The organism is Dyadobacter sandarakinus (assembly GCF_016894445.1).
GTDB lineage: Bacteria > Bacteroidota > Bacteroidia > Cytophagales > Spirosomataceae > Dyadobacter > Dyadobacter sandarakinus.
On record NZ_CP056775.1, the window covers coordinates 6,001,391 to 6,026,317 of the forward strand.

Annotated in this window: 21 protein-coding genes; 16 read left to right on the forward strand and 5 right to left on the reverse strand. The window is 49.8% G+C overall.

What is annotated here, in order from left to right:
* Window positions 1–21 precede the first annotated feature (21 nt).
* From HWI92_RS24910 to HWI92_RS24940, 7 genes are all read left to right on the forward strand, one after another.
* Entirely contained in the window at window positions 22–1,674 is a 1,653-nt protein-coding gene (locus HWI92_RS24910; RefSeq protein ID WP_204660110.1) for a UxaA family hydrolase, read from the forward strand.
* A 51-nt stretch (window positions 1,675–1,725) separates the two neighbouring features.
* On the forward strand, window positions 1,726–2,499 hold the full coding sequence (locus HWI92_RS24915; protein WP_204660111.1) for an SDR family NAD(P)-dependent oxidoreductase: 774 nt from the start codon (window positions 1,726–1,728) through the stop codon (window positions 2,497–2,499).
* Between the two features lie 176 nt (window positions 2,500–2,675).
* On the forward strand, window positions 2,676–3,542 hold the full coding sequence (locus HWI92_RS24920) for a fumarylacetoacetate hydrolase family protein (protein ID WP_204660112.1): 867 nt from the start codon (window positions 2,676–2,678) through the stop codon (window positions 3,540–3,542).
* A 314-nt stretch (window positions 3,543–3,856) separates the two neighbouring features.
* Complete coding sequence (locus HWI92_RS24925) at window positions 3,857–4,690, forward strand: amidohydrolase family protein (protein WP_204660113.1); 834 nt, start codon at window positions 3,857–3,859, stop codon at window positions 4,688–4,690.
* Window positions 4,690–5,022 carry an L-rhamnose mutarotase gene (locus HWI92_RS24930; RefSeq protein WP_204660114.1) on the forward strand — a complete coding sequence of 111 codons (333 nt, stop codon included), beginning with the start codon at window positions 4,690–4,692 and terminating at the stop codon, window positions 5,020–5,022. The genes HWI92_RS24925 and HWI92_RS24930 overlap by 1 nt, the downstream gene beginning before the upstream one ends.
* A 37-nt stretch (window positions 5,023–5,059) precedes the next feature.
* A complete protein-coding gene (locus HWI92_RS24935; protein WP_229248620.1) occupies window positions 5,060–5,842 on the forward strand; it encodes an endonuclease/exonuclease/phosphatase family protein in 783 nt (260 codons plus the stop codon).
* Window position 5,843: 1 nt separating this feature from the next.
* Window positions 5,844–6,620: a (Fe-S)-binding protein gene (locus HWI92_RS24940; RefSeq protein ID WP_204660115.1), complete on the forward strand. Its 777-nt coding sequence runs from the start codon at window positions 5,844–5,846 to the stop codon at window positions 6,618–6,620.
* A 62-nt stretch (window positions 6,621–6,682) separates the two neighbouring features.
* Here the strand turns inward: HWI92_RS24940 and HWI92_RS24945 are convergent, their stop codons facing one another.
* Window positions 6,683–7,075, reverse strand: a complete 393-nt coding sequence (locus HWI92_RS24945) for a hypothetical protein (protein ID WP_204660116.1) — start codon at window positions 7,073–7,075, stop codon at window positions 6,683–6,685.
* Between the two features lie 241 nt (window positions 7,076–7,316).
* Here HWI92_RS24945 and HWI92_RS24950 point away from each other — a divergent pair, with 241 nt between their 5' ends.
* The 8 genes from HWI92_RS24950 to odhB all read left to right on the forward strand — a co-directional run bounded on the left by HWI92_RS24950 (window position 7,317) and on the right by odhB (window position 20,010).
* Window positions 7,317–8,693: a lactate utilization protein B gene (locus HWI92_RS24950; RefSeq protein WP_204660117.1), complete on the forward strand. Its 1,377-nt coding sequence runs from the start codon at window positions 7,317–7,319 to the stop codon at window positions 8,691–8,693.
* Window positions 8,693–9,277: a LutC/YkgG family protein gene (locus HWI92_RS24955; RefSeq protein WP_204660118.1), complete on the forward strand. Its 585-nt coding sequence runs from the start codon at window positions 8,693–8,695 to the stop codon at window positions 9,275–9,277. Before HWI92_RS24950 ends, HWI92_RS24955 begins: the two co-directional genes overlap by 1 nt.
* Window positions 9,278–9,464: 187 nt before the next feature.
* Window positions 9,465–10,172, forward strand: coding sequence for a (d)CMP kinase (cmk, locus tag HWI92_RS24960; protein WP_204660119.1), 708 nt, complete (start codon window positions 9,465–9,467; stop codon window positions 10,170–10,172).
* Between the two features lies 1 nt (window position 10,173).
* Window positions 10,174–11,250 carry an NAD(P)/FAD-dependent oxidoreductase gene (locus HWI92_RS24965; protein WP_204660120.1) on the forward strand — a complete coding sequence of 359 codons (1,077 nt, stop codon included), beginning with the start codon at window positions 10,174–10,176 and terminating at the stop codon, window positions 11,248–11,250.
* A 16-nt stretch (window positions 11,251–11,266) separates the two neighbouring features.
* Entirely contained in the window at window positions 11,267–14,479 is a 3,213-nt protein-coding gene (locus tag HWI92_RS24970; protein WP_204660121.1) for a hypothetical protein, read from the forward strand.
* A 102-nt stretch (window positions 14,480–14,581) separates the two neighbouring features.
* A complete protein-coding gene (locus HWI92_RS24975; protein WP_204660122.1) occupies window positions 14,582–15,502 on the forward strand; it encodes a PorP/SprF family type IX secretion system membrane protein in 921 nt (306 codons plus the stop codon).
* A gap of 112 nt (window positions 15,503–15,614) precedes the next feature.
* A complete protein-coding gene (locus HWI92_RS24980) occupies window positions 15,615–18,377 on the forward strand; it encodes a 2-oxoglutarate dehydrogenase E1 component (RefSeq protein ID WP_204660123.1) in 2,763 nt (920 codons plus the stop codon).
* A gap of 46 nt (window positions 18,378–18,423) precedes the next feature.
* A complete protein-coding gene (odhB, locus tag HWI92_RS24985; protein WP_204660124.1) occupies window positions 18,424–20,010 on the forward strand; it encodes a 2-oxoglutarate dehydrogenase complex dihydrolipoyllysine-residue succinyltransferase in 1,587 nt (528 codons plus the stop codon).
* 230 nt (window positions 20,011–20,240) lie between these two features.
* Here odhB and HWI92_RS24990 read toward each other — a convergent pair whose 3' ends face one another.
* Window positions 20,241–20,567, reverse strand: coding sequence for a nucleotide pyrophosphohydrolase (locus HWI92_RS24990; protein ID WP_204660125.1), 327 nt, complete (start codon window positions 20,565–20,567; stop codon window positions 20,241–20,243).
* A 61-nt stretch (window positions 20,568–20,628) separates the two neighbouring features.
* Entirely contained in the window at window positions 20,629–21,081 is a 453-nt protein-coding gene (gene dtd, locus HWI92_RS24995; protein ID WP_204660126.1) for a D-aminoacyl-tRNA deacylase, read from the reverse strand.
* A 165-nt stretch (window positions 21,082–21,246) separates the two neighbouring features.
* Between dtd and HWI92_RS25000 the strand changes: the two genes are divergently transcribed.
* A complete protein-coding gene (locus HWI92_RS25000; RefSeq protein WP_204660127.1) occupies window positions 21,247–22,674 on the forward strand; it encodes an L-serine ammonia-lyase in 1,428 nt (475 codons plus the stop codon).
* Here HWI92_RS25000 and mgtE read toward each other — a convergent pair whose 3' ends face one another.
* Both mgtE and rsmA read right to left on the reverse strand, forming a co-directional pair.
* Window positions 22,675–24,027 carry a magnesium transporter gene (mgtE, locus tag HWI92_RS25005; RefSeq protein WP_204660128.1) on the reverse strand — a complete coding sequence of 451 codons (1,353 nt, stop codon included), beginning with the start codon at window positions 24,025–24,027 and terminating at the stop codon, window positions 22,675–22,677. It lies immediately after the preceding gene.
* 51 nt (window positions 24,028–24,078) lie between these two features.
* Window positions 24,079–24,882, reverse strand: coding sequence for a 16S rRNA (adenine(1518)-N(6)/adenine(1519)-N(6))-dimethyltransferase RsmA (rsmA, locus tag HWI92_RS25010; protein WP_204660129.1), 804 nt, complete (start codon window positions 24,880–24,882; stop codon window positions 24,079–24,081).
* Window positions 24,883–24,927 lie beyond the last annotated feature (45 nt).

Consider the following 24,927-nt stretch of genomic DNA (forward strand, 5'->3'; position numbering starts at 1 on the left):
TTTATGCGGTACATTCATACTATGGCGTCTCAAATCTTAAAAATCCATCCTTCCGACAATGTGATCGTTGCGCTCCGTGACCTTGCTCCCGGTTCCGCCGTGCAATGGGAAGGGCAGCCGTATACGCTGCAATACGGCGTTTCGGCCAAGCACAAGTTTGTTACTGAGGACATTGCGCCCGGCGGCGCAGTGATCATGTACGGCGTACTCGTAGGCCGCGCCACGCAGCTGATCAAAAAGGGTGAGCCAATAACAACTTTCAATCTCAAACACGACGCGCACGATTACAGTACTTCGAGGCGCCAGCCCTATTCGTATGTGCAGCCTAACGTAAGTAAATGGCAGCACCGTACATTCAAAGGTTACCACCGCGAAGACGGCCGCGTAGGGACCTATAATTACTGGCTGGTCGTTCCGCTTGTTTTCTGTGAAAACCGGAATGTACTGATCATGAAAGATGCCTTTGAGCGGGAGCTCGGCTATGCCCAGACAGACATTTACCGGGAGCACGTGCGTGACTTTCTGCATTTATATAAGTCCGGTGACCTGCGTACCCTGAAAAGTATGGAGGCATTTACCGAAAGACCACCCGTACGCAAGACAGTTGAGCGTCCTTTTGCGCATGTGGATGGTGTTAAATTCCTGACTCATGAAGGCGGCTGCGGAGGTACCCGGCTGGATGCCAATACACTGTGCTCACTTTTTGCTTCCTATGCGGTACATCCCAATGTGGCAGGCATCACCGTATTGAGTCTCGGCTGCCAGAACTCCGAGCTGAAAACACTGGAAGATGAAATCCGTAAACGTGATGCGCATTTTAATAAGCCTTTTTATGCATTTGAACACCAGAAAGGCACCGAGTACTCGCTGATGTCAGGTGCCATCAAGGAAACTTTCCTGGGCCTGACCAAGATCAATGAGTTCGAAAGGTCGGATGCGCCTTTGTCCAAATTGTCCGTAGGATTAAAATGCGGCGGCTCGGATGGTTTTTCGGGTATTTCGGCCAACCCTGTGCTCGGGCATTTGTCCGATATCGTCGTAGGACTGGGTGGACAGACCCTTCTGGCTGAGTTTCCTGAACTGAACGGGGTAGAGCAGGAGTTGCTCAACCGCTGTGTGACGGAAGAAAAAGCTGCAAAGTTTGAAAAGCTGATGCGTGATTATGCTGGCAAAGCCGAGGCCGTGGGTTCTGCATTTGCATTCAACCCGTCGCCGGGAAATATCAAGGATGGTTTGATCACGGATGCGATCAAATCTGCGGGTGCTGCCAAAAAAGGCGGGAACGCGTACATCTCCGATGTGCTGAACTATACCGAAAGAGCTTCCGAGTCGGGCCTGCACCTGGTTTGTACGCCGGGTAATGATGTAGAAGCTACCACCGGGCAAACCGCCGCAGGTGCCAATATCATCCTTTTTACTACCGGCCTGGGAACGCCTACCGGCAACCCGATCTGCCCGGTAGCCAAAGTAGCAACGAATTCAACCCTTGCTGCCCGCATGCCCGACGTGATCGATTTTGATTGCGGACCTGTGGTGGATGGTACGCAGACCCTGGAACAAAACGCTGATAATCTGCTGGAATACGTTATTAAAGTGGCCAGTGGAGAGCTGACCAAAGCGCAGCAGCTCGGGCAGGATGATTTTATCCCGTGGAAACGCGGTGTGTCTTTGTAAGAGTAAAGAGCAAAGACCAGCAACTTTTCTCGTCAATATAACTGGTAAAGCATGTTTGATTTAAGTGGTAAAACGGCGCTCGTAACGGGCGGAGCAAGTGGGATTGGCCTGGCTATTTCCCAAACTTTCGCCAAACAGGGCGCATTCGTACATATTCTGGAACTCAATATTGATCTGGCTCGGCAGGTAGCCGATGGTATTGTGGCCGATGGCGGCCAGGCCGAAGCCCACGCTGTGGATATTTCCAAGCAGGCCGACGTGATCAACGTGGTCAATGCGATTGCGACTGCGGGGCCCATCCATATCCTGGTCAACAATGCAGGGATTGCGCATGTGGGTAAAGCAGACACTACCAGCGAGATCGATTTTGACCGCATTATGAGTGTGAATGTAAAAGGGGTTTATAACTGTCTGCTCGCAACGATCCCGCATCTGAAAAGCAATGGGGGAGGGGTGATCCTGAACATGGCCTCTATTGCAGCTACAGTAGGTATCCCGGACCGGTTCGCCTATTCTACGGCCAAGGGGGCTGTTTATTCCATGACCTTATCAGTAGCCAGGGATTACCTGGCAGACAATATCCGCTGCAACAGCATTTCCCCGGCGCGGGTACATACGCCGTTTGTAGATGGGTTTATTGCAAAGAATTACCCGGGTAAGGAAGCCGAAATGTTTGAAAAATTATCAAAAACCCAGCCCATTGGCAGAATGGCAAAGCCCGAAGAGATCGGTGCTATGGCCCTCTACCTTTGTTCGGACGAAGCAGGCTTTATTACCGGCTGCGACTATCTGATTGACGGCGGGTTTGAGAAGTTGAATAATTGATGGGCTGTCGGCTATCGGCGATCGGCTATCAGCCTTAGTTTGATATTTACAAATAGCCGAAAGCTGACTGCCGACCGCCGAAATAAACCCAGCTTACAGCAGTACTTTCCCTTTTATTATAAAATCTTATATCCCAAAAAGGCCGGAAGCTACGTGCTGAAAGCCGAGACCAGCTTATGAAACTCTTTCGATTTGGTGCTTTTGAGCAGGAAAAACCGGGCGTAGTGCTCGAAGATGGCAGAAAAATAGATGTATCTGCTTTTGGAGAAGATTTCAACGAAAAGTTCTTTGCTACTGACGGTATTGCAAGACTTGGTGCCTGGCTGGAAACCCATGCTGCAGAGGCGCCGGAAGTAGCCGATGGATTTCGGTTTGGATCCTGCATTGCACGTCCTTCCAAGATCGTGTGCATCGGAATGAACTATGCCAAACATGCCTACGAGTCAGGTGCAACCGAACTTCCCAAAGAGCCCATCGTATTTTTTAAATCTACTTCCGCACTTTGCGGCCCCAATGATCAGGTAATTATCCCGCGCAACTCCGAAAAAACCGACTGGGAAGTGGAGCTTGCCGTGATCATCGGCAAACGGGCCAGCTACGTGGACGAAGCGGATGCGTTGGATTATGTAGCCGGGTACGCCGTGCATAATGATTACTCCGAGCGTGCATTCCAGATGGAGCGTGGCGGACAGTGGGTAAAAGGCAAAAGCAATGATACGTTTGCGCCGCTGGGACCTTACCTGGTTACCTCCGACGAGGTTGGAAACGCCAATAGTCTTGACCTCTGGCTGTCACTGAATGGAAAAAAGATCCAGGACAGTAATACATCCGACATGATTTTTCAGGTACCCTTTCTGATCAGCTATCTGAGCCAGTTTATGTCCCTGCTGCCAGGCGATGTAATTACCACGGGTACCCCCGCAGGCGTAGGCCTCGGCATGAAGCCCAATGTTTACCTCAAACCCGGTGACATCGTAGAGCTGGGCATTGAAAAGCTGGGCGAGCAGCGGCAGGAGGCAGTGGCGTGGAGGAGCTTGGGGTAGTCAGGGTTGGTCAGGGATGGTCAGATGTGGTCAAGTATGGTCAGGTATGGTCAGGTATGGTCACTTATTTTAGTAAAGTGTATCAGCTTTACAATCTCGGTGTAGCGTTCGGGAACTTTGATAAGCCAAAGTTCTTTTGAGCACTGCAAAGCCGCCTATTTAAAGCGCTTTAACACCAAAATCATGAGCTAAAAAACCAATGATCAAAGACAACACCTGACAACCCCTGACAATACTTGACAACCCCTGACAGCCCCTGACCACACCTGACCACACCTAACAACCCCAATCCACCCCATACCCCCAATTTCCCCATGACCATTGACAGCCACCAACATTTCTGGGTTTACGACGAAGAGCGGGATGCATGGATTACACCTGATATGCAGGTTATCCGGCGCAACTTTTTGCCTGCGGATTTAAAGCCTGTACTCGATGCCAATCATGTGAGTGGCTGCGTGGCAGTGCAGGCAGGACAGTCCGATTCGGAAACTGAATTTTTGTTGCAATGTGCCGAGGCCAATGATTTCATCAAGGGCGTCGTAGGCTGGATTGATCTTCGGTCAGAGGGTTTGTACGAGAGGCTTGAAAGATACTCGCAGTTTGAAAAGCTGAAAGGTTTCCGGCATGTGGTACAGGCTGAGCCGGCCGGATTTCTTTTACAGTCCGAGTTCATGCGGGGTGTGGGACAGTTGGTTGCATTTGATTTTACTTATGATATCCTGATATACCAGCACCAGCTTGCCGAAGCTGCGCAGTTTGCTGCCAGGCTGCCGAATGTGCGGTTTGTCCTGGACCATCTTGCCAAACCCGATATCAAAAATGGGGATATTACGCAATGGGCTGGCGGGATCAGGGAGCTGGCCGAACTGCCCAATGTATATTGTAAACTGTCCGGCATGGTGACCGAAGCACATTGGAATGAATGGGAAAAGGCCGATTTCAGACCGTACCTGGATGTGGCTGTAGAGGCTTTCGGGACGGACAGGCTGATGTTTGGCTCCGACTGGCCGGTATGTCTTGTGGCTGCTGAATATGAAGGAGCAAAAGGCATTTTAACGGATTATCTGAGCATGTTTTCCGATGCAGAGATGAAGCAGGTAATGGGTGGAAATGCGGTGGAGTTTTACAATCTGGATATGTACTGATGAAAAGATATTGCATGGCCGTAGATCTGGTGGATGATCCTGTGATGATCGCTGAGTACGAGTCTTACCACAAGCAGATCCGGCCCGAAATCGAGAAGAGCATCCTGGATGCCGGTGTAACCCAGATGGAGATTTTCAGGGTAGGCAACAGGTTGTTTATGATCATGGAAACGGTGGACGATTTCAGTTTTGAAAGCAAGGCTCAAATGGATGCTTCCAACCCGAAAGTGCAGGAGTGGGAGCAGCTCATGTGGAAATACCAGCGGGCACTGCCTGTATCCAGGCCAGGAGAAAAATGGGTGCTGATGGACCAGATTTTTGCCCTCAGGTAGTCCCGGAAAAGTATTGTGAAACCAGTATGAAAGAAGTTTGAGCAGAGTTGTCCTTTTATTCCTGACGATTATTTTATCCCTCACACTATACGCCTCCCGACCGAGGCGACCAGTGGAGATTAAGGTGATGAGCTTTAACATCCGGCATGGAACCAACCGGAATGAGGAGCCCAATCTCAGGGAAATTCTGGAAGTAATCAGGGAAAACAAGCCGGAGCTGGTTGCATTACAGGCAGTTGACAGCCTGGTAGACAGTAAAAAGGTGCAGTTTCAGCTGAGGCAGCTGGCGGTTCAAACCGGGATGCATTACATGTACGCTGTCGCGGATACCAGTGAAAACGGGACGCAGGGGATTGGGATACTGTCGGAGTGGCCTTTTGAAAATACACAGGTAATACGGCTTCCGGGCACACCTGGTGCTGATCCAAAAGTACTTTCCTGCGGGCTGATCACTGCTGCCAGGGGGCTCACGTTCCGGTTTTGCAATGCACGGCTCGAATATGCATCGGTTATAGACCGGGCATTGCAGGCCGCTTACATTAATCAGATGCTTGTCAACAGCATCCAGCCCGTGGTAATCGGGATGGATATGGGGGCAAGGCCCAATGAGCAGCCCTACTTTTCATTCAGGAAGAAGTGGCAGGATGCGGCGGAAGGCTCCTGGTTTCAGACCTGGAACGAAGGTCTTCCCGGCGACAGGCTTGATTATATTTTTGTGCTGATGAACAGCAGAGTGCGCGTCAAGAATTACAAGGTGATCAGGAATCATCCGTTTGTATCCGATCATTATCCCATTATAGCTACCGTTGAATTTTGGTAAAATGAGTTATGCAAATTTAAAAATCGGCCTGTTCATTCCCTGCTATGTAGACCAGTTTTATCCGCAGGTAGGCGTTGCCACGCTCGAACTGCTTGAAAAGCTTGGCTGCACGGTACTATTTCCACTGGACCAGACCTGCTGCGGCCAGCCTATGGCAAATTCGGGCTTTGAGCACCTGGCTGGTGGCTGCGACCGGCATTTTTATGACCTCTTTTCCGCATGTGATTACGTGGTGTCGCCTTCGGGAAGCTGTGTACTGCATGTGAAGGAGCATCTTAAAGTGGAGGGTAAGCCCGAGGAGTCAAAGGTATTCCGTAAAAAGGTATATGAGCTGGTGGAGTTTATCACGGATATCCTCAAAATCGACTTTATTGAAGCCAGCTTCCCGTACCGGGTAGGCTTGCACCAGGGTTGTCACGGACAGCGCGGGCTGCATTTGTCACAGATGTCGGAGCTCAATGCCGAGCCTTTTTCAAAACCGGTTTTGCTTTTGAGTAAGGTAAAGGGATTGGAGCTGATCGAGCTCGACCGGCCTGATGAGTGCTGCGGATTTGGCGGTACTTTTTGCGTGAGTGAAGAGGCGGTTTCCGTGAAAATGGGGAAGGACCGGGTGGAAGACCATATCCGCCATCATGCCGAGGTGATCACCGGCTCGGACATGAGCTGTCTGATGCATTTACAGGGAATATTAAGACGTAAAAACGCCGGCATCCAGGTAAAGCACATTGCCGAAATTCTCAATAGTGCGGTAAAGAAAATACCGGAACCCATCGTGTGAGTCCCGGTAGCTATGAAGGTCAACAGTATGCCTTAACGGTGCAATTCCGGAGAAGACAGATGTTAGTTGATCGATGAAACAACCCGGCTTGTAGTCGTCAGGATGTCAAATGATTGCGCAGCTCTTTCTTTTCCATCCGTGATCTCGAAGGTATAAGTACCGTCTGTCAGTGTGGAGAGATCGAAATATTTGAGATAATTGTTCTCAACACGCTTGTTTTCAGCAAACAGTACATTCTTGTCGGTATCAAGGATACGTACCAGCACGGTTTTGGATGCAGGATTGCTGTATGATACGCGGAATTGCATGGGCTTGATCTGCAGAATGCTCAGTTTTTCTGCAACTGTTTTTTTCTCTGTCGCAGTGGTGTTGTCCTGCACATTTGCAGCAAATGCCGAACCTGAATACAGCATGCCCGCAAGAGCAGCGATCATAATTGATTTGATATTTTTCATAGGAGTAAAAATTTTGTGTCTAAAAAAAGTTAAAACATAAACTAGTTTCAGACTCCGGTCCTGTGACCGAAAATCTTTGTAACTCAAAGGTATAATGGTTTGCAGTACAATGAAATAGCAGAAAAGGGCTTTGCAAAAAGTTGTTTGTTAAACAAATGCGAAACTCCGAATAATACCACGAATGTGAAAAGTACAATTTAGATTCTTTATAAAGTCCAACTGGTAAATTGTTAGGATAATCATGTCTAAGACAACTATGGACCACGCGGAGGCTTCAGTAGCCTTCAACAAGGATGAAAGTTATGTAGACTGGCACGACGAAACCCTCTGGTTTGTGCGCCAGAAGCGCGACCGGTCGTCCAAGCTGCTGCCCGAGTGGGAGCAGCTCCGTAATACAGCTTCGCAGATCAAGGATTATGTGCTGTCGCATATGGACGAGCTTCTGTTGTCTTTTGAGCAGAAAGCCAAGGAAAATGGCGTGCATGTGCATTGGGCCTATAATGCTGCCGAGCATAACGAAATTGTACTCGGACTGCTGAACAGAAATAGGATTACGAAAATGGTCAAAAGCAAGTCCATGCTGACCGAAGAGTGCCACATGAACGAATTTTTGTCTCAAAATGGCATTGAGGTAATTGACACCGACCTTGGGGAGCGGATCGTGCAGCTGCGCCAGGAGCCACCGAGCCACATCGTGCTGCCAGCCATCCACTTGAAAAAGAAGGATATAGGCGATCTGTTCCACGAGCACCTTGGTACCGATGCCGGTGCCACCGACCCGCAGTACCTGGCCGAAGCTGCCCGCCAGCACCTTCGCGACAAGTTCCTGACGCGCCGCGCTGCGCTCACCGGGGTGAACTTCGCGATTGCCGATACCGGCGGTTTTGTAGTAGCGACCAATGAAGGAAATGCAGATATGGGCGCACACCTGGCCGATATCCATATTGCGAGCATGGGTTTTGAGAAAATCATCCCGCGCCAGGAGCACCTGGGTGTTTTCCTGCGCCTGCTTGCGCGCAGCGCTACGGGCCAGCCGGTCACGACGTATAACAGCCACTTCAAAAAGCCGCGTGATGGACAGGAAATGCACATTATCATTGTAGATAATGGGCGTACGGCCCAGCTTGGCCGCGAAGATTTCAGAAATTCACTGAAATGCATTCGCTGCGGAGCCTGCATGAATACCTGCCCGGTGTACCGGCGCAGCGGAGGACACAGCTACCACAATGCCGTAGCCGGACCGATCGGGTCCATTCTGGCACCCAACCTGGACATGACGAAGAATGCCGACCTGCCTTTTGCCAGTACGTTGTGCGGCAGTTGCTCCAATGTGTGCCCGGTGAAAATTGATATCCATGATCAGCTTTATAAATGGAGACAGGTGCTTGCCAAAGGCGGCTATGTACCCAAAGCCAAGGAAGCCGGTATCAAGGCTATGTCAGCCGTATTGTCACAGCCGCGTTTTTACCAGTGGTCGGGTAAGCTGGGCCGGTCGGTGATGAGGATTATGCCATTTATGGTAAACAATCAGCTGAACCCCTGGTACAAAAACCGCGAAATGCCCGAGCCGCCAAAGGAAAGTTTCAGGGATTGGTACGTCAATAACCGCAGGAAATAATGGGAACACGGGAAATGATGCTCGAAAAGATCCGTCAAAACAAGCCTGCTGCCACACAGCTGCCGGAAAGCTGGTATTTTGACAGCGAGTATGCCGACACTGAGGCAAAGTTTACAGAAACACTGCAGGCCATTTTTACGCAGGTAGTTGTTGTAAAAAACGGTGAAGAATTGCTTGAAAAAGCAACCGAAATGTTTGGCGACGTGGTGAACCGGGCGAGTACTGTACCTGCGCTTGCCGGCTGGGCCGATTTCAGCCTGCAGGTAGCCGATCCGCACGAGCTGGAATTAATTGAAATGGCGATTCTGGAAGCTGATTTTGGCGTAGCAGAAAATGGAGCAGTCTGGATTTCGGATCAATACCTTACGCACAGAGTACTGCCGTTTATTACACAGAATCTGGCATTTGTGATCCGCCGCAATGCGATTGTAAATAACATGCACGATGCCTATCTCCGGCTGACGGATACGACAGGGTGGGGGTGTTTTATTGCAGGACCTTCCAAGACCGCAGACATCGAGCAATCACTCGTGATCGGGGCGCATGGGGCCAGAAGCATGGTGATATTTTTACTGGATTCATAAATTAAAGCTACCTGGCCGGACACTTGAATGCCGGCCAGGTAGCCAAATGGTAAGCGCCTCTCGGTTTATCCGACGACATCTTGTAAATACCGCGTTTTCTAAAAACTTCTTCCCGCAGGCATACTGCCGTCATCTTTCTTCTATTTTTGCACGGATCAGATTGTCCTATCAAATTACTTCTTGTCCGATGCCCAGGATTATTGTTGCGATTGACGGCTATTCGAGTTGTGGCAAAAGTTCAACCGCAAAACTGGTTGCGAAGCAGCTTAACTACCCTTACATAGACACCGGTGCCATGTACCGGGCTGTCACCCTGTATTTTATACAAAACCATATTTCGCTTACAAACCCGAAAGAGGTGGAACAGACACTTGCGGGCCTGCAGATCAGTTTTCGTAGGCATGCAGAGCTGGGCCGGAATGATACGTACCTCAATGGGATGAATGTGGAGGATGAAATACGAAAAATGTACGTCTCCGAAAGAGTCAGTGAGGTAAGCGCCATCCCCGAAGTAAGACATGCCCTGGTTGCCCAGCAGCAGCGTATGGGCCGGTCGAGGGGCATTGTGATGGACGGACGTGATATTGGTACCGTCGTATTTCCCGAAGCTGAGCTCAAAATTTTTATGACCGCCAATCCGCTCATCCGTGCGCAGCGCCGGCAGCAGGAACTGATGGAAAAAGGCGAGCTCGTAGGTCTGGAACAGATCATGGAAAACCTGCAGATGCGCGATCATATCGATACGCACCGGTCCGAAAGTCCGCTGCGCCAGGCCGAAGATGCCGTATTCATCGATAATTCGATGATGACGCTGGACGAGCAGGTGGAGCTGGTGGTGAGACTGGCCGATGAGCAGATCGCGCTGAAAGTGCGCAGGGATGCAAACAAAGCCTGATATGAGTTCCGATGCTGCTGAATTTGACTACTTAATCATTGGCCAGGGAATTGGCGGAACCTGCCTGGCCTGGCACCTGCACCGTGCCGGCAAGTCCTTCCGGATCGTGCATGATAGTACTGCGCCTTCTTCGTCCCGCGTGGCAGCGGGAATCTTCAACCCGCTTACCGGTAAAAAGCTTGTCAAGACCTGGCTTGCCGATGAATTGTTTCCGTATGCATCCCGATTTTACCAGGACATTGAGCGACAGCTTGGTGTAAAGTTTTACTATGAAATGCCGGTTTTCCGGCCTTTCAGATCTGTTGAAGAACAAAACAGCTACATTGCCCAGACTGCCGAGCCGGGTATTGCGCCATACGTGGACGCCGCCAAGCCGCCGCTGGCCATGCGGGAGTATGTGCAGTCTGAACTCGGGGGGCTTACTGTAACCAGATCGGGCTGGGTAGACCTGCCTGTATTTCTTGATCATTCGAAAGCTTTTTTTGAGCAGTCGGGCTGCTATACCGAAGGTTCGTTCGAGCTGACCGACCTGGAAGTACAACCTCAGAAGGTGCTCTGGAAGGGGAATGTGTTCCAAAAAGTAATTTTCAGCCGGGGCTTTTTTGAGGTAGGAAACGGTTTTTTCGACTGGCTGCCATTTGCACCGGTAAAGGGGCAAATACTCGAAATCGAGACAGATATGCCCTCCGAACCATACATTATCAATCAGGGAATCTTCATGCTTCCTTTGGACAAACACCGCAGTAAGGCAGGTGCAACGTACTCCTGGGATCCGCTGGACTGGGCTACAACGCCCGAGGCACGGGAAGAGCTGGAAGGCAAGCTCCGCCTCCTTCTGAGAGGCCGGTACCGCGTTACAGCGCAGCTTGCCGGCGTAAGACCGTCTGTGAAGGACCGAAGGCCGCTCATCGGGGTACACCCGGAGCAGGATAATATATGCATTTTCAACGGCTTAGGTACCAAAGGCGTGACGCTGGCACCTTATTTTGCTGACCAGTTTGTTGCGCACCTCGAACACGGGAAAGAATTGAACCCGCTAGTTAATATTAAGAGGTATTTTTCGTTATATTTCCGTTGATGTCAGACCTAGTACTATGAGCATAAGATCTATAATAAAGTTATCCTTTGCGGCCGGTTTGTTGGGAATAATGGGGATTTGTACGGAATCTGCTGCGCAGCGTTATCCTTCGCAGGAGACTTTTGGTAAAAACCGGATCCAGTACAAAACATTTAACTGGAAAATATTCAGGACCACCAATTTTGAGATATATCACCACCAGGGAGGTACGGCACTCGCCAAGCTTACTGCGCAATATGCTGAGAGTGAGTTTGATAAAATCACGGACGTACTTGGGTGGACACCTTACAACCGGGTAAAAATCTTTCTCTATAATTCCCCTGCCGAGCTGGAACAAAGCAATATGGGTCTTTCCAAGCTCGATGATCTCCATGAACAAAAGCTGGATCTCTCACAATCGAGGGTTGAGGTAGCATATACCGGTGATCAGCTGGGTTTTCGTAAGAAGCTCGTACGCGATATCAGTCTTCTTTTCGTATATGATATGCTGTACGGCGGCAACATGAAGGAAGCATTGCAAAGCTCCCTGCTGCTGACCCTGCCGGAGTGGTTTATGAGCGGCACCGCTGCCTATATAGCCGAAGGCTGGTCTCCTGAGCTCAATGATTACATGCGCGATTTCTTTAAAAACCGCAATGTGCGCAAGCCTACCCTGATGACGGGTAATGACGCCACGCTCATCGGGCATTCCATCTGGAACTACATTGCAGAGCGTTACGGCAAAGACAAGATTTCGGATATCCTGAATCTTACCCGGATTATCCGCACCGAGCAGACCAGTATTACCAGCACGCTGGGCGTACCTTCCTATAACCGCTTCCTGCGCGACTGGCGGGCTTATTATCTGAATCAAAATAAAAATGCAGAACAGTTTTACACCAATCCTACACCTACCTGGAAGTACAAGCTGAACGAATTCAGCATTTCTGATGCAAATGCGGTAATCAAAGTATCGCCGGATAAAAAATTCACTGCCGTGAGCGAAGTGAAAGGCGGACGCTACCGGGTGTACCTGTTTGACAATGAAAGTGGCTCTAAAAAAGTCGTCCGTCAGGGCAAGCTGGATTTTATTGGAGGAAAAATGAGGTTGCAGCCACCGTTGCTGGGCTGGGCCAGGAACAATACACTGGCAGTACTGGCTAATGAAAGTGACCGCAAGAACTTCTACCTGTACGAAAATCTGGGTACCAAAAAGATGAAGATCAAGCTTCGGCGGAATTTCCGTGGTCTGGACCAGATCAGCGATATGGATATATCCAATGATTGTACTATGCTGGCCGTCAGTGCAGATAAAGCCGGACAGAATGACGTTTTCCTGATCAGTGTTGCAAGAGGCTCCGTGTTGCCGCTCACCAGTGACCTGTACGATGACCTGTCACCGCGTTTCTTAAAGGGTTCTTCGCGGCGGGTAGTATTTGCTTCCAATCGCCCGCAGGAACGTTTGCAGGATAGTGTCGCTACGGATAAGGGAAATTACAAAACCATTGCGTCCTCGTTCTCATTGTATGAACATGATGGCACGCCTAAGTCTGATAACCTTGTCAAGCTGGTAGGAACAAGCGGGAACACCCGGGTGTCGCCCGTGTACATGGATGAAAGTGCGCTCGTGTACCTGTCGAATGAGAAGGGTGTCGCTAATCTTTTCAAGTATGACCGTACTACCAAAACAAGTACGCAGCTGACCAATTACATTCAGAATATTCGCAATGCGGATGTTACGCTTAAATCGGGCGGCGCTTTGGGGTATACGTATCTGAATGATGGTTACTATGTTGCCGCATACAAAAACAGTTTTGATATTAATGCAGCGGTCAGTACACCAGCTCTGAACTCCGTCGCGGCTGATCCGAAAGCCGGGGGACAAGCTGCGGCTGCAAAAGCAGACACGGCAACCCGGATCACCGGAGCCTCGAAACTCGCGCTGAAAGAGGGTGAAGTGGATACTGATAATTATGAATTTGACGAAGATGTACTGAAAGCATTCGATTCACGCCAGCGCAGGGGAGCATTTCCGAGTACGCCCGGCAATGCACTTTCCCGTCCGAAAGCAGTACGTGAAAACATCGCGATCAAAGGTCCATATACGTACAAAGGGTTGTTTATTACCAATGATGCGAATTCCGACTGGCGCGTTGACCCGATTCGCGGCTTCGGTTACGGACAATCCATTACCATGAACGACCTGCTCGAAAATCACGTCATCAAGGGCGGGTTGTTTATTTCGTCGAATTTCCGCAATACTGACCTTTTTGCTGAGTACAACAACAATACTTACCGCATTGACTTTGGGGTGCGTGTAGACCGTCGTAACCTGTATGTAGATCTGGAAAGTGCGCCGCAGAAGTATCGCTTCAACCAGGTAATGGTGACGGCTTCCTATCCTTTCTCAACGACCAGCCGCCTCTCATTGTCGCCTATCTTTGCGTCAACCCGCCTGATCGACTTTCTCCTTCCCAATCCTGACCTGACTTCCAATTACGGTGCTTTGCGTACTGAATATGTGTATGACAATACCCGGGTGAATGGTATGAATATGATGGAAGGAACCAGGTTCAAGATACGTTATGACCTTTTCCAGGGTTTGAGCAATGGAAATGAAAGTTTCAACCGCATCAGTCTTGATTTTCGTCATTACCAGAAAATTCACAGGGACCTGATCTTTGCGATCCGCGCTTCGGCAAGTCACTCGGGAGGAAAGGCTCCCAAGGAGAATGTTATGGGTGGTATGGAAAACTGGCTCGGCAACAAAAAAGAAGTGCGTACAACTGATAGTCCTTTAAACTTCCAGAAAGACAACCGCGATATTTTCTTTACGGACTTTGCGACCAACCTGCGGGGCTTCAATTTGAACAGACTTTCCGGAACAAGCTATATGCTCCTGAATGCCGAGCTGCGTATTCCGCTGGTCAAATACCTGTATCGCGGCGCAATTACGTCGAGCTTCCTGCGTAACTTCCAGATCGTGGGCTTTGGGGACATTGGTACTGCATGGACCGGAAAAGGCCCTTTCAGCGAAAACAACAGCTTGAATACCCAGATCATCGGAACCGAGGATGATCCGTTCAGGGCAACGGTCACCAACTTTAAAAATCCTTACCTGATGGGCTATGGTGCCGGGGTACGTACCACCTTGTTCGGTTTTTATGCCAAGTTTGATTATGCATGGGGCGTGGACAACGGATATACCAATAAACCAATACCTTACGTGACCCTCGGATATGATTTTTAAGAAATGTTCAGTATAAAATCAGATACCAAAGATTATTTAGATGGCAAGAGATTCGTCTCCTGCCATTTTTGTTTTAATCATCCACCGTTTAACAAATTTTTCATGAGCACACTTAGTACGTTAGTCCGGGCTGCTGGGCTGTTGGTTCTTGTTTTATTTGCAGGTCAGGCTGCATTTGCACAGCGTGAAGTCATGCTGGAACAATATGTCCAAAATCCGATGGCGATTAATCCGGGCTTTACCGGCGTGCGGGGCGACTTCAACATGACGGCGATTTTCAGGCGTAAATGGTTCAATATCCGGAATTCGCCGGCCAGTCAGACCTTCGCAGCGGATGGTACCATTGCCGACGGAAAGATCGGGCTTGGCTTTCAGGCGCTCAATGATCAGACGAGCTACTTCACCACGACGGCTTTTTCAGGTTCGTTCGCGTACCATCTTGGATTGTCGGATAAATGGAAACTGGGCCTGGGTGCGCAGGGAGGTATTAATGTACTTCCGATTTCCGATTTTAACTATGGAGGCACCAACCGTGCCCTTGGAAGTTTCGGGCTGGGCGCCTGGCTGCATTCAGACCAGCTTTACTTTGGTGTTTCCAAACCCGAGCTGCTTTCACAGCAATTCGGCAATCAGAGTATCGCCAATTATTACCGCCGTCCGCTGTACCTGACGGCAGGCGGCAGCTACGATCTTAGCCCGGATGTGATGATGCTCCCTCATGTGCTGGTTATTCAGGAGAAAGATCATGATCTCAGAGTCGATTTCGGCTCGCGTTTCTGGTTTTACGAAAAAGTAGGGCTTGGTGCCTCATACCGGATCGGGGGCGGGTACAATTCTTTTTCTGCAAAGGTGGATTATGTTCAGCTGACGGCCGAAGTACAGCTCGGGCAAAATGTGCGGCTCGGGTACTTTTACAGCACCCGCCAGGCAGAGCAGATTTATGCCAACTACAACGGGCCGAAGGGAGTACATGAGCTGATGCTCAAATTCATACCAAATCCCGCAGGTTTTCAAAAATACTAAGCTTTGAGCCTTCACCGGAGGCCTGAATGAACCAGTTTAAAAGGAGAAATTTTTCGTAATCTTTAACTAAGTCTCGTACCTTTGTGCGGTAAATGAAATACTCACTTTTGTGATGGATAAATACACATATATAGCAAATTCAGACGCGGCTTATATAGAGGAATTGTACAATTCGTATAAGCAGGACCCCTCCTCGGTAGATCAGGGATGGCAGAAGTTTTTTGAAGGGTTCGAGTTCTTCCAGAAATATCCTGTTAATGGTAACGGACATGCAAACGGGGCTGCCAACGGTAAAGAAACCGCGGCACCGTCCAAGTCGGATCCGGCACGCACACGTAAGGAAATGGAAGTGGTGCACCTTATCCGCGGGTACCGTTCGCGCGGGCACCTGATGGCGACCACCAACCCCATTCAAAAAAGGAAAGATCGTCGTCCGCAGCTTGATCTTGCCGATTTCAACCTGGGTCCCGAAGACCTGGATACCGTTTTTGAAGCAGGGGTAGAAGTGTTTGACAGGCCGGCCACACTTCGCGAAATTGTGGATTCGCTAAAAACCATTTATACCAGTAACATTGGTTTTGAATATCTGTACATCCGTGACCGTGAGCAGAAAAGCTGGCTTCGCAAGAAAATTGAGAAGGAAGCCCTGAACATGAACTTCTCGACGGATGAGAAAAAACATATTTTGTCCAAGCTGAACGAGGCGGTTGTTTTTGAAAACTTCCTGCATACCAAATACCTCGGACAGAAACGGTTTTCACTTGAAGGAGGCGAAACCACGATCCCGGCATTGGATGCCATGATCAACAAAGCCGCCGAGCTGGGTGTGGTTGAAGTAATGATCGGGATGGCACACCGCGGCCGGCTCAATGTGCTAGCCAACGTAATGCAGAAAACCTACGGGCAAATCTTCAACGAATTTGAAGGTAACCTGCCGGATCAGGTATGGGGTGACGGTGACGTAAAATACCACATGGGTTTTGCCAGCCAGATCACGACCGAAAACGGCGAAAAGGTGCATTTGAAACTTGCACCAAACCCGTCGCACCTGGAAGCCGTGAATCCCGTGGTGGAAGGCTACATCCGTGCCCGGGCTGACGGCATGTACGACAGCGATTACGACCGGGTACTGCCTGTGCTCATCCATGGTGATGCAGCTGTGGCCGGACAGGGAATTGTGTACGAAGTGACGCAGATGTCTGCCCTGAACGGTTACTACACCGGAGGTACTATCCATTTTGTGATCAATAATCAGGTAGGTTTCACCACAGACTTTACAGATGCCCGCTCGGGGATCTATTGCACGGATATTGCCAAGATCGTGGACGCCCCCGTGCTGCACGTGAATGGGGACGATCCTGAATCTGTTGTCTTTTGTATGCGCCTGGCCGTGGAATATCGCCAGAAGTTCAACAAGGACATTTTCATCGACATGGTTTGCTACCGTCGTCATGGTCATAATGAGGCCGACGAACCCAAGTTTACGCAGCCAGTCCTATACAAATCCATAGAAAACCATCAGAACCCGCGGGAAATCTATTCCAAAACGCTCGTTGACAGGGGGGATGTGGATGCCCAGCTGGCGGTGAACATGGATAAAGAGTTCAAGCAGCTCCTGCAGGAGCGGCTGGATATGGTGAAGCAAAAGGCACTGCCCTATACTTTGCCCAAACTTGAACAAGAGTGGCATACATTACGCAAGTCCCGCCCCGAGGATTTTGAAAAATCTCCCGAAACCGGCGTTCCGCTTGAAACACTTGAAAAAATCGGTAAGGCGCTCATTTCAACGCCTGAAAACTTTACGAGGCTCAAACAGATCGATAAGCTGCTGAAAGACCGTGAGCAGATGATCTTTGATAAAAAAGAAGTGAACTGGGCTACTGCCGAGTTGCTGGCCTATGGTTCCATTCTTACGGATGGAAACATTGTGCGGCTGAGCGGGCAGGATGTACAGCGCGGGACTTTCTCTCACCGTCATGCAGTATTGCGTGATGTGGAAACAAATGCCCCTTACAACAGCTTGCAGCACATTCAGGATGGTCAGGGCCAGTTCATGATCTATAACTCCCTGCTTTCAGAGTATGGTGTTCTTGGCTTCGAGTTCGGCTACTCAATGGCCAACCCGAATGCACTGGTGATCTGGGAGGCACAGTTTGGAGACTTTGCCAATGGTGCCCAGGTGATCATCGATCAGTTTGTTACTTCAAGCGAAACCAAATGGGATCGCTGGACAGGGCTGGTGATGCTGCTGCCGCACGGATACGAAGGTCAGGGACCTGAGCACTCCAATGCACGTCCTGAGCGGTACCTGCAACTATCAGCGAACTATAACCTGATCGTGGCCAATGTAACTACGCCGGCCAACTTCTTCCACTTGCTCCGTCGTCAGCTCAAATTCCCTTTCCGGAAGCCGCTGATCGTGATGTCGCCGAAGTCAATGTTGCGTCATCCGCTCTGTGTTTCTCCGGTGGACAGTCTGGTGAACGGTTCATTCCAGGAAACAATAGGGGATACCTATGCTGATCCTGCCAAAGTAAAGAAAGTGCTCCTGTGTACAGGCAAGCTTTATTATGAGCTTTTTGAAAAACAGCAGTCAGACAAGCGGGATGATGTCGCAATTATTCGTCTTGAACAAATGCATCCGTTCCCGCAAAGCCAGATAGATGCTCACCTGAGCCGCTACCCTGATGCGAAGGTGTACTGGGTGCAGGAAGAACCGTTCAATATGGGCGGGTGGACATTTATGCTGAGAATGTATAAAGGAGAAAAACCACTGGAAGTAATTGCCCGCCAATCAAGCGCGTCGCCTTCCACAGGTTTTGCAAAAATTCATACAAAAGAGCAGGCAGAGATCATCAGCCGCGCTTTTGAATGATATCCTTAAATATTGAAATTAATCCGACAACAACATTGCTCATAAAATGGCTGAAATTGAGATAAAAGTACCGCCTGTAGGCGAGTCAATTACCGAAGTTACGATAGGGAACTGGTTTAAAAATGATGGCGATTTTGTAAAAATGGATGAGGTCATTTGTGGCCTGGATTCAGACAAAGCCACATTCGAATTGACTGCCGAGGCGGAAGGAACGCTTCATATCAAGGCACAGGAGGGAGATACGCTAAATATCGGGGATCTTATCGCAACAATTGATTCTGCTGGTAATGGTGCGTCATCAAATGGTACGCCCAAAGTGGAGTCTGCTGCACCTGCGCCGGCACCCGAGAAGAAAGAAGAGCCCGCTGCTGCTGCACCAGCTGCCGAGCCGGCCGCACCGGTTGTGGCAGGCAAGGCTTATGAGATGAAAGTTCCGGCAGTAGGAGAGTCGATCACCGAAGTGACGATAGCATCGTGGAGTAAAAAGGACGGTGACCATGTGGAGTTGGATGATATTCTTTGCGAGCTCGAATCAGATAAAGCCACGTTTGAGTTGCCTGCAGAAGCTGCCGGTACCCTGCGGATTGTGGGTAAAGAAGGTGACACGCTGCCGATCGGCGCATTGATCTGCACGATTGAGCCGGGAGCAGGAGCAGTAGCACAAAGTGCACCTGCTACACCACAGCCCGAAGCGACAGCCGCCGATGCTCCTGCTGAGAAGTCATTCAGCGAAAAACATGCTTCTCCGGTTGCTGCCAAAATACTTGCAGAAAAAGGCATTGATCCGAAAGATGTAAACGGATCCGGATCAGGTGGCCGGATCATGAAAGACGATGCATTGAAAGCAGGCAAACCAGCCGCAGCGGCTCCTGCTGCCCAGCCGGCATCTGCTGAAAAGGCATCTGCAACTCCGGCAGCAGCTCCGGCAGGTGGCCGTGCACAGCGCCGCGAAAAAATGTCTTCGCTGCGTAAAACCATCGCCCGCAGGCTGGTGGCTGTTAAAAATGAAACGGCCATGCTTACCACTTTCAATGAAGTGGACATGAAGCCGGTCATGGATCTGCGTGCCAAGTTCAAAGACAAGTTCAAGGAAAAACATGAAGTGGGCCTTGGGTTTATGTCCTTCTTTGTAAAAGCAGTTACCGTAGCGTTGAAAGACTACCCGGTAGTGAATGCATTTATTGACGGGGATGAACTCGTGTTCAATGACTATGCAGATATTTCAGTTGCTGTCTCTACGCCCCGCGGCCTGGTGGTACCCGTAATCCGCAATGCTGAGAACCTTTCGTTTGCAGGTGTTGAAAAGGAAATCATAAGGCTGGCAGTCCGTGCACGTGACGGCAAGCTGGGACTGGACGAAATGTCCGGCGGTACATTCACCATTACCAATGGAGGAATCTTTGGTTCCATGATGTCTACCCCGATCATCAATGCGCCCCAATCAGCAATCCTCGGAATGCATAACATTGTAGAGCGTCCGGTAGTGGTAGATGGTCAGATTGTCATCCGTCCGATGATGTATGTGGCATTGTCCTACGATCACCGTACCATTGACGGCAAAGACTCTGTAAGCTTCCTGGTTCGCGTGAAGCAACTTCTGGAAGATCCGATGCGGCTACTTTTAGATATGTAAAAACTCGAAACGCCCGTTATTTGACGGGCGTTTTTGGTATCACCATATTGAGAAATGACTGTAAAGGTTTTCTCCTGCCGCTTTTTTCTTACACTTACAGGTGTTTGCCAAACTGGGATCTCCGCCTGACGCAAGTGGGGGTAGGCACAATGTAAATTACCAATACCCGTACCACGCTTTGCATGCGCCCTGTCGCGGGCGGCCTCACACTGTGACTTCGCTTCTGAAAGTCAGCCCAGCTTTGGATTTTCCTTGTGGCGATCCTTATCCCGCTCTGTTTTTTTAGCAAGATTTTTTTCAAATGCCTCTGTCAGGTTAATGCCGGTTTGATTGGCCAGACATATCAGTACCCACAGCACATCAGCCATTTCGTCTCCGAGATCCTTTCCCAAATCCGACTTTTTAAATGACTGGTCTCCGTAAGTCCGGGCCATGATCCGCGCCAGTTCACCTACTTCTTCGGTAAGTATTGTCATATTCGTGAGTTCGGAAAAGTACCGGACTCCATAGGTTTTGATCCATTGATCTACTTGTTGCTGGGCTTCCTGGATGGACATGGATGAGTTGGTTAGTGAGTTAGCGAGTGAGTGAGTGAGTGAGTGAGTGAGTGAGTTTGGGTCAGATGCGGTTTTTGGAGTCTATGTGGATGGTTACCGGGCCGTCGTTCAGTAGGGCAACCTGCATATCTGCACCGAAAATGCCGGTATGAACTGGTTTTCCGAGCTCATTTTCCAGGAAAACGATCATGCTTTCATAAAGCGGAATTGCCACTTCGGGACGTGCAGCTTCGATGAAGGAAGGCCGGTTTCCTTTTTTGGTACTGGCGTGCAGGGTAAACTGGCTGATCAGCAAAATGTTTCCGTCCACCGATTTCAGGTCAAGGTTCATCTTGCCTTCAGTATCACCAAAAATCCGCATACCCACAATTTTCTTTCCAAGCCACTCAACATCTTCGACGGTATCATGGTGCGTAATGCCCAGCAATACCAGAAAACCCGTACCGATTTCTCCATTGACTTTCCCCCCGATTGTAACCGAAGCTTCCCTTACGCGCTGAATAACTGCAACCATAATTTTCTGACGGATCCGACTTACATCCCTTATTTTCTGACTTGTCAAAAATAGGCCTAAAACCGTCAGGATTGCAAAGGTTACTTTTGAGTTTGAAAAATGATAAATTGACAAAATTTACACGCTGTCGCGCATGTTGTGTCAGCTTACTAAGCCCGGTCTGAAGTGAAAGAGGAACCCATTTCCGTATTCGATATTTTCAAAATCGGTGTAGGCCCTTCAAGCTCCCATACCCTGGGGCCGTGGCGTGCGGCTGAAAGGTTTGTCAACTCGCTGATTGGCCGCAATCACCTCGATACGATTGTGTCGGTGAAAGTGCTGCTCTATGGTTCGCTGGCCAAAACCGGCAATGGGCACGGGACGGATACAGCTGTAATACTGGGCCTGTCGGGCTATGATCCTGTAACAATGGATACCGGTACCATCCCCCGGATTTTGGAAGATCTTGCCCAAAGTAAAACAATCAATCTGGCCGGCCGCCGCAAGATTCCGTTTGACCCAGCTGTTCAGATTGTCTTTCTAAATACCCAAACATTACCTTTTCATCCGAATGGGCTCACATTCGAAGCCCAGCTTGCCGACGGAGATTCGATCATTGAGACTTATTTTTCAATCGGTGGAGGGTTTGTGGTGAAAGAAAACGATGAAATCACGGCATCTATACCGGCTGTAACATTGCCGTATCGTGTCAATACCGCAGAGGATCTGTTGAAGTGGCACCGGGAGACGGGCAAGGCTATTTGGGAAATCGTCCTGGAAAACGAGAAAAGCTGGCGGAGTGAGGCTGTGATCCGGAAAGAGCTTCTCCATATCTGGACCGTAATGCAGCAGTGCATTTTCACGGGCTGCGAAACAGGAGGTACTTTGCCCGGCGGCCTGCGTGTGCGCCGGCGTGCTGCCGAGCTCAGCCGTAAACTGCTGCAGGGTGCAAGCTGCCTGGACTACCAGGAATGGCTTGACCGCGTAAAAACGACAGGTGCAGGTTTCAACTATACGCTCGACTGGGTAAGCTGCTTTGCACTGGCTGTGAATGAACAAAATGCTTCATTTTCGCGGGTTGTCACGGCACCCACCAATGGTTCCGCAGGTGTTATCCCGGCTGTTCTTCAGTTTCATCTGGCTTTTTGCGGCGGTACTGACGATGACGTTGTGCGTTTTTTGCTGACTGCGGGTGAAATAGGAAGTATTTTCAAGAAAGGCGCTACCATTTCTGCTGCTATGGGCGGGTGCCAGGCAGAAATCGGAGTCTCGTCGGCGATGGCGGCAGCGGGCCTGGCCGAAGTATCCGGCGCCAATGCAGAACAATGCCTGATGGCAGCAGAAATTGCCATGGAACATCACCTGGGACTTACCTGCGATCCTGTGGGAGGACTTGTACAAATACCCTGCATTGAGCGAAATACCATGGGCGCGATCAAGGCAATCACAGCCTCGCAGCTTGCTTTACAGAGTAATCCTGAAAATGCGAAGGTTTCGCTGGACAATGTGGTGCTGACGATGTGGCAAACCGCCCTCGATATGAGCAACCGCTATAAAGAAACATCGGAAGCGGGCCTGGCGGTGAATATTCCGATCAGTTTGAGCGAATGCTGATCAGAGATTGAGCAGCAGGTGCGCAAGCCCGAAATAAACCCCGTAACCAATCAGATCATTGGCTGTGGTTATAAAAGGACCCGATGCCACGGCCGGGTTGATTCCGACTTTTTCCAGTAAAATCGGCGTCAGTGTTCCCATGAAGGATGCCAGGAAAACGACCGAAAGCAAAGCCACAGAAACAACCAGCGCCAGCTGCATTTCATTACCGATCAACAAGTTAAAGCCAAATACAATGCTGCTGATGATCAGTCCGTTGATGCCCGCTACCGCAAGCATCCGCACCAAACGCTGACCTACGGAGGCATCGAGGCCTGTCTTGTCGGCCAGACTTTGCAGGATGATTGAAGAGGTTTGAATGCCGACATTCCCGCCCGTAGAGCCGATGATGGGGATAAATGCAGCCATCGCAGGAATGATTTTCAGGTCGCCCTCAAAAAAGCTGATAAACTTGGCTGCCAGAATTCCGCCCATCATTCCTACCAGCAGCCAAGGAAGGCGTGCCCGGGTTTGCTGCCAGATCGTGTCATTTTCTTCCACGTCACCCGTAATACCCGCCATTGCAAGCGTATCGGAACTGGCCTGTTCCGTAATTACGTCGATAACGTCATCGATGGTAATGCGGCCCAGCAGTTTACCCTGTACGTTCACCACCGGAAGCGCGTCCAGGTCATAGCGCTGCATCAGCTCGGCCACTTCTTCTGCCGGACGGTAAGTCTCCACAAAAATCACATCCTTGTCGTACAGACTTTCGATTTTCGTGTTTTTGTGTGCAAGGACAATTTTTTTCAATGATAAAATCCCATGCAGCTTCCCGGAATCGTCCACTACGTATACGGCATACACTTTTCCTACATCTTCCGCCTGCTTGCGCAGCTCTTCAATGCATTGGTTTACAGTCCAGTTGACATTTGCCTTAACCAGCTCTTTCTGCATCAGACCACCCGCAACATCTTCGTCATAATGCAGCAGGTCAAGGATAAAACGCGCCTGCTCCCGGTCTTCCAGCAATGCAATAACTTCCTCCCTGACACGGATCGGCTGCTGGTTCAGCAAGTCCACAGCATCATCGGAATCAAAGAGGTTGACGAATTGGGATATCTCTTCTGACGTAAAAACTTTAAGAAACTCCCGCCGCTCATTCGGGTCCATATCGGCCAGGATCTCAGCACCGGTTTCAAGGCGTACCTGGCTGATCAGGAACTTGGCACTTTCGGTTTCGAGCTCATAAAGCAGGCCGGTAATATCTGCGGGAAACAGGTTTTCCATTTGCTGCATGAGCGCATCGGAATCCTGTTTATTGATTAAGTCCTGAATGTGATCAACATATTCCTTGGTCAATTCAAACGTCATTGTTCCTCGTTTTTGACGGTTAACGATAGAGTTCCAGCGGGGTTCAGGTGTCTATGGGGCAATAACTTGCTCTGCCATCCGGGTAAGCTCCACAAATTCGGCCACACTCAGCTGCTCGGCACGCCGGGTCAGGAGGGGATGCTCAGGAAATTCGCCGATGGGCTTTAATGCATTGCGCAGTGTTTTACGTCTCTGGTTAAAAGCCGTTTTTACTACCGTAAAGAAAAGCTTCTCACTGCACGCAAGGCTCTGTACTTTATTCCGTCGCAGCCGGATCACGCCCGATTGCACTTTGGGGGGAGGATCAAACGCGCCGGGAGGAACAGACACCAGATAGTCGATGTCGTAAAATGCCTGCAGCAGCACACTCAGAATTCCGTAATCCTTGTTTCCCGGCGGCGATGCAATGCGCTGCGCTACTTCTTTCTGCAGCATACAAACAATCTCGGGAATCTGGTCCCTGATCTGCAATGCACGGAAGAAAATCTGGGAGGAAATATTATATGGAAAGTTGCCGATGATCGCAAAGGGAGCATCAAAAACGGTTTTTGTATCAAATTTCAAAAAATCACCTTCCAGTATGCGGGGCGTGAGCTCCGGATAATGGGCTTTCAGGTAAGCTACGGATTCGGTATCAATTTCAATGACGAAGGTGCTGTAAGCAGGCTCTTTCAGCAGAAACTGCGTGAGTACCCCCATGCCGGGGCCGATCTCGAGTACCTGCTTGTACCCGTCATGTCCCGACAATCCCCCGACGATCCGCTCGGCAATTGAAATGTCTTTTAAGAAGTGCTGGCCGAGGTGTTTTTTGGCCCTGACTTTTGAATCGTCCCGGTGCTTATAATTTACTTTCACGAACCAAAATTACGGCTTAATTCGTAGATTTATTGAATAAAGAAT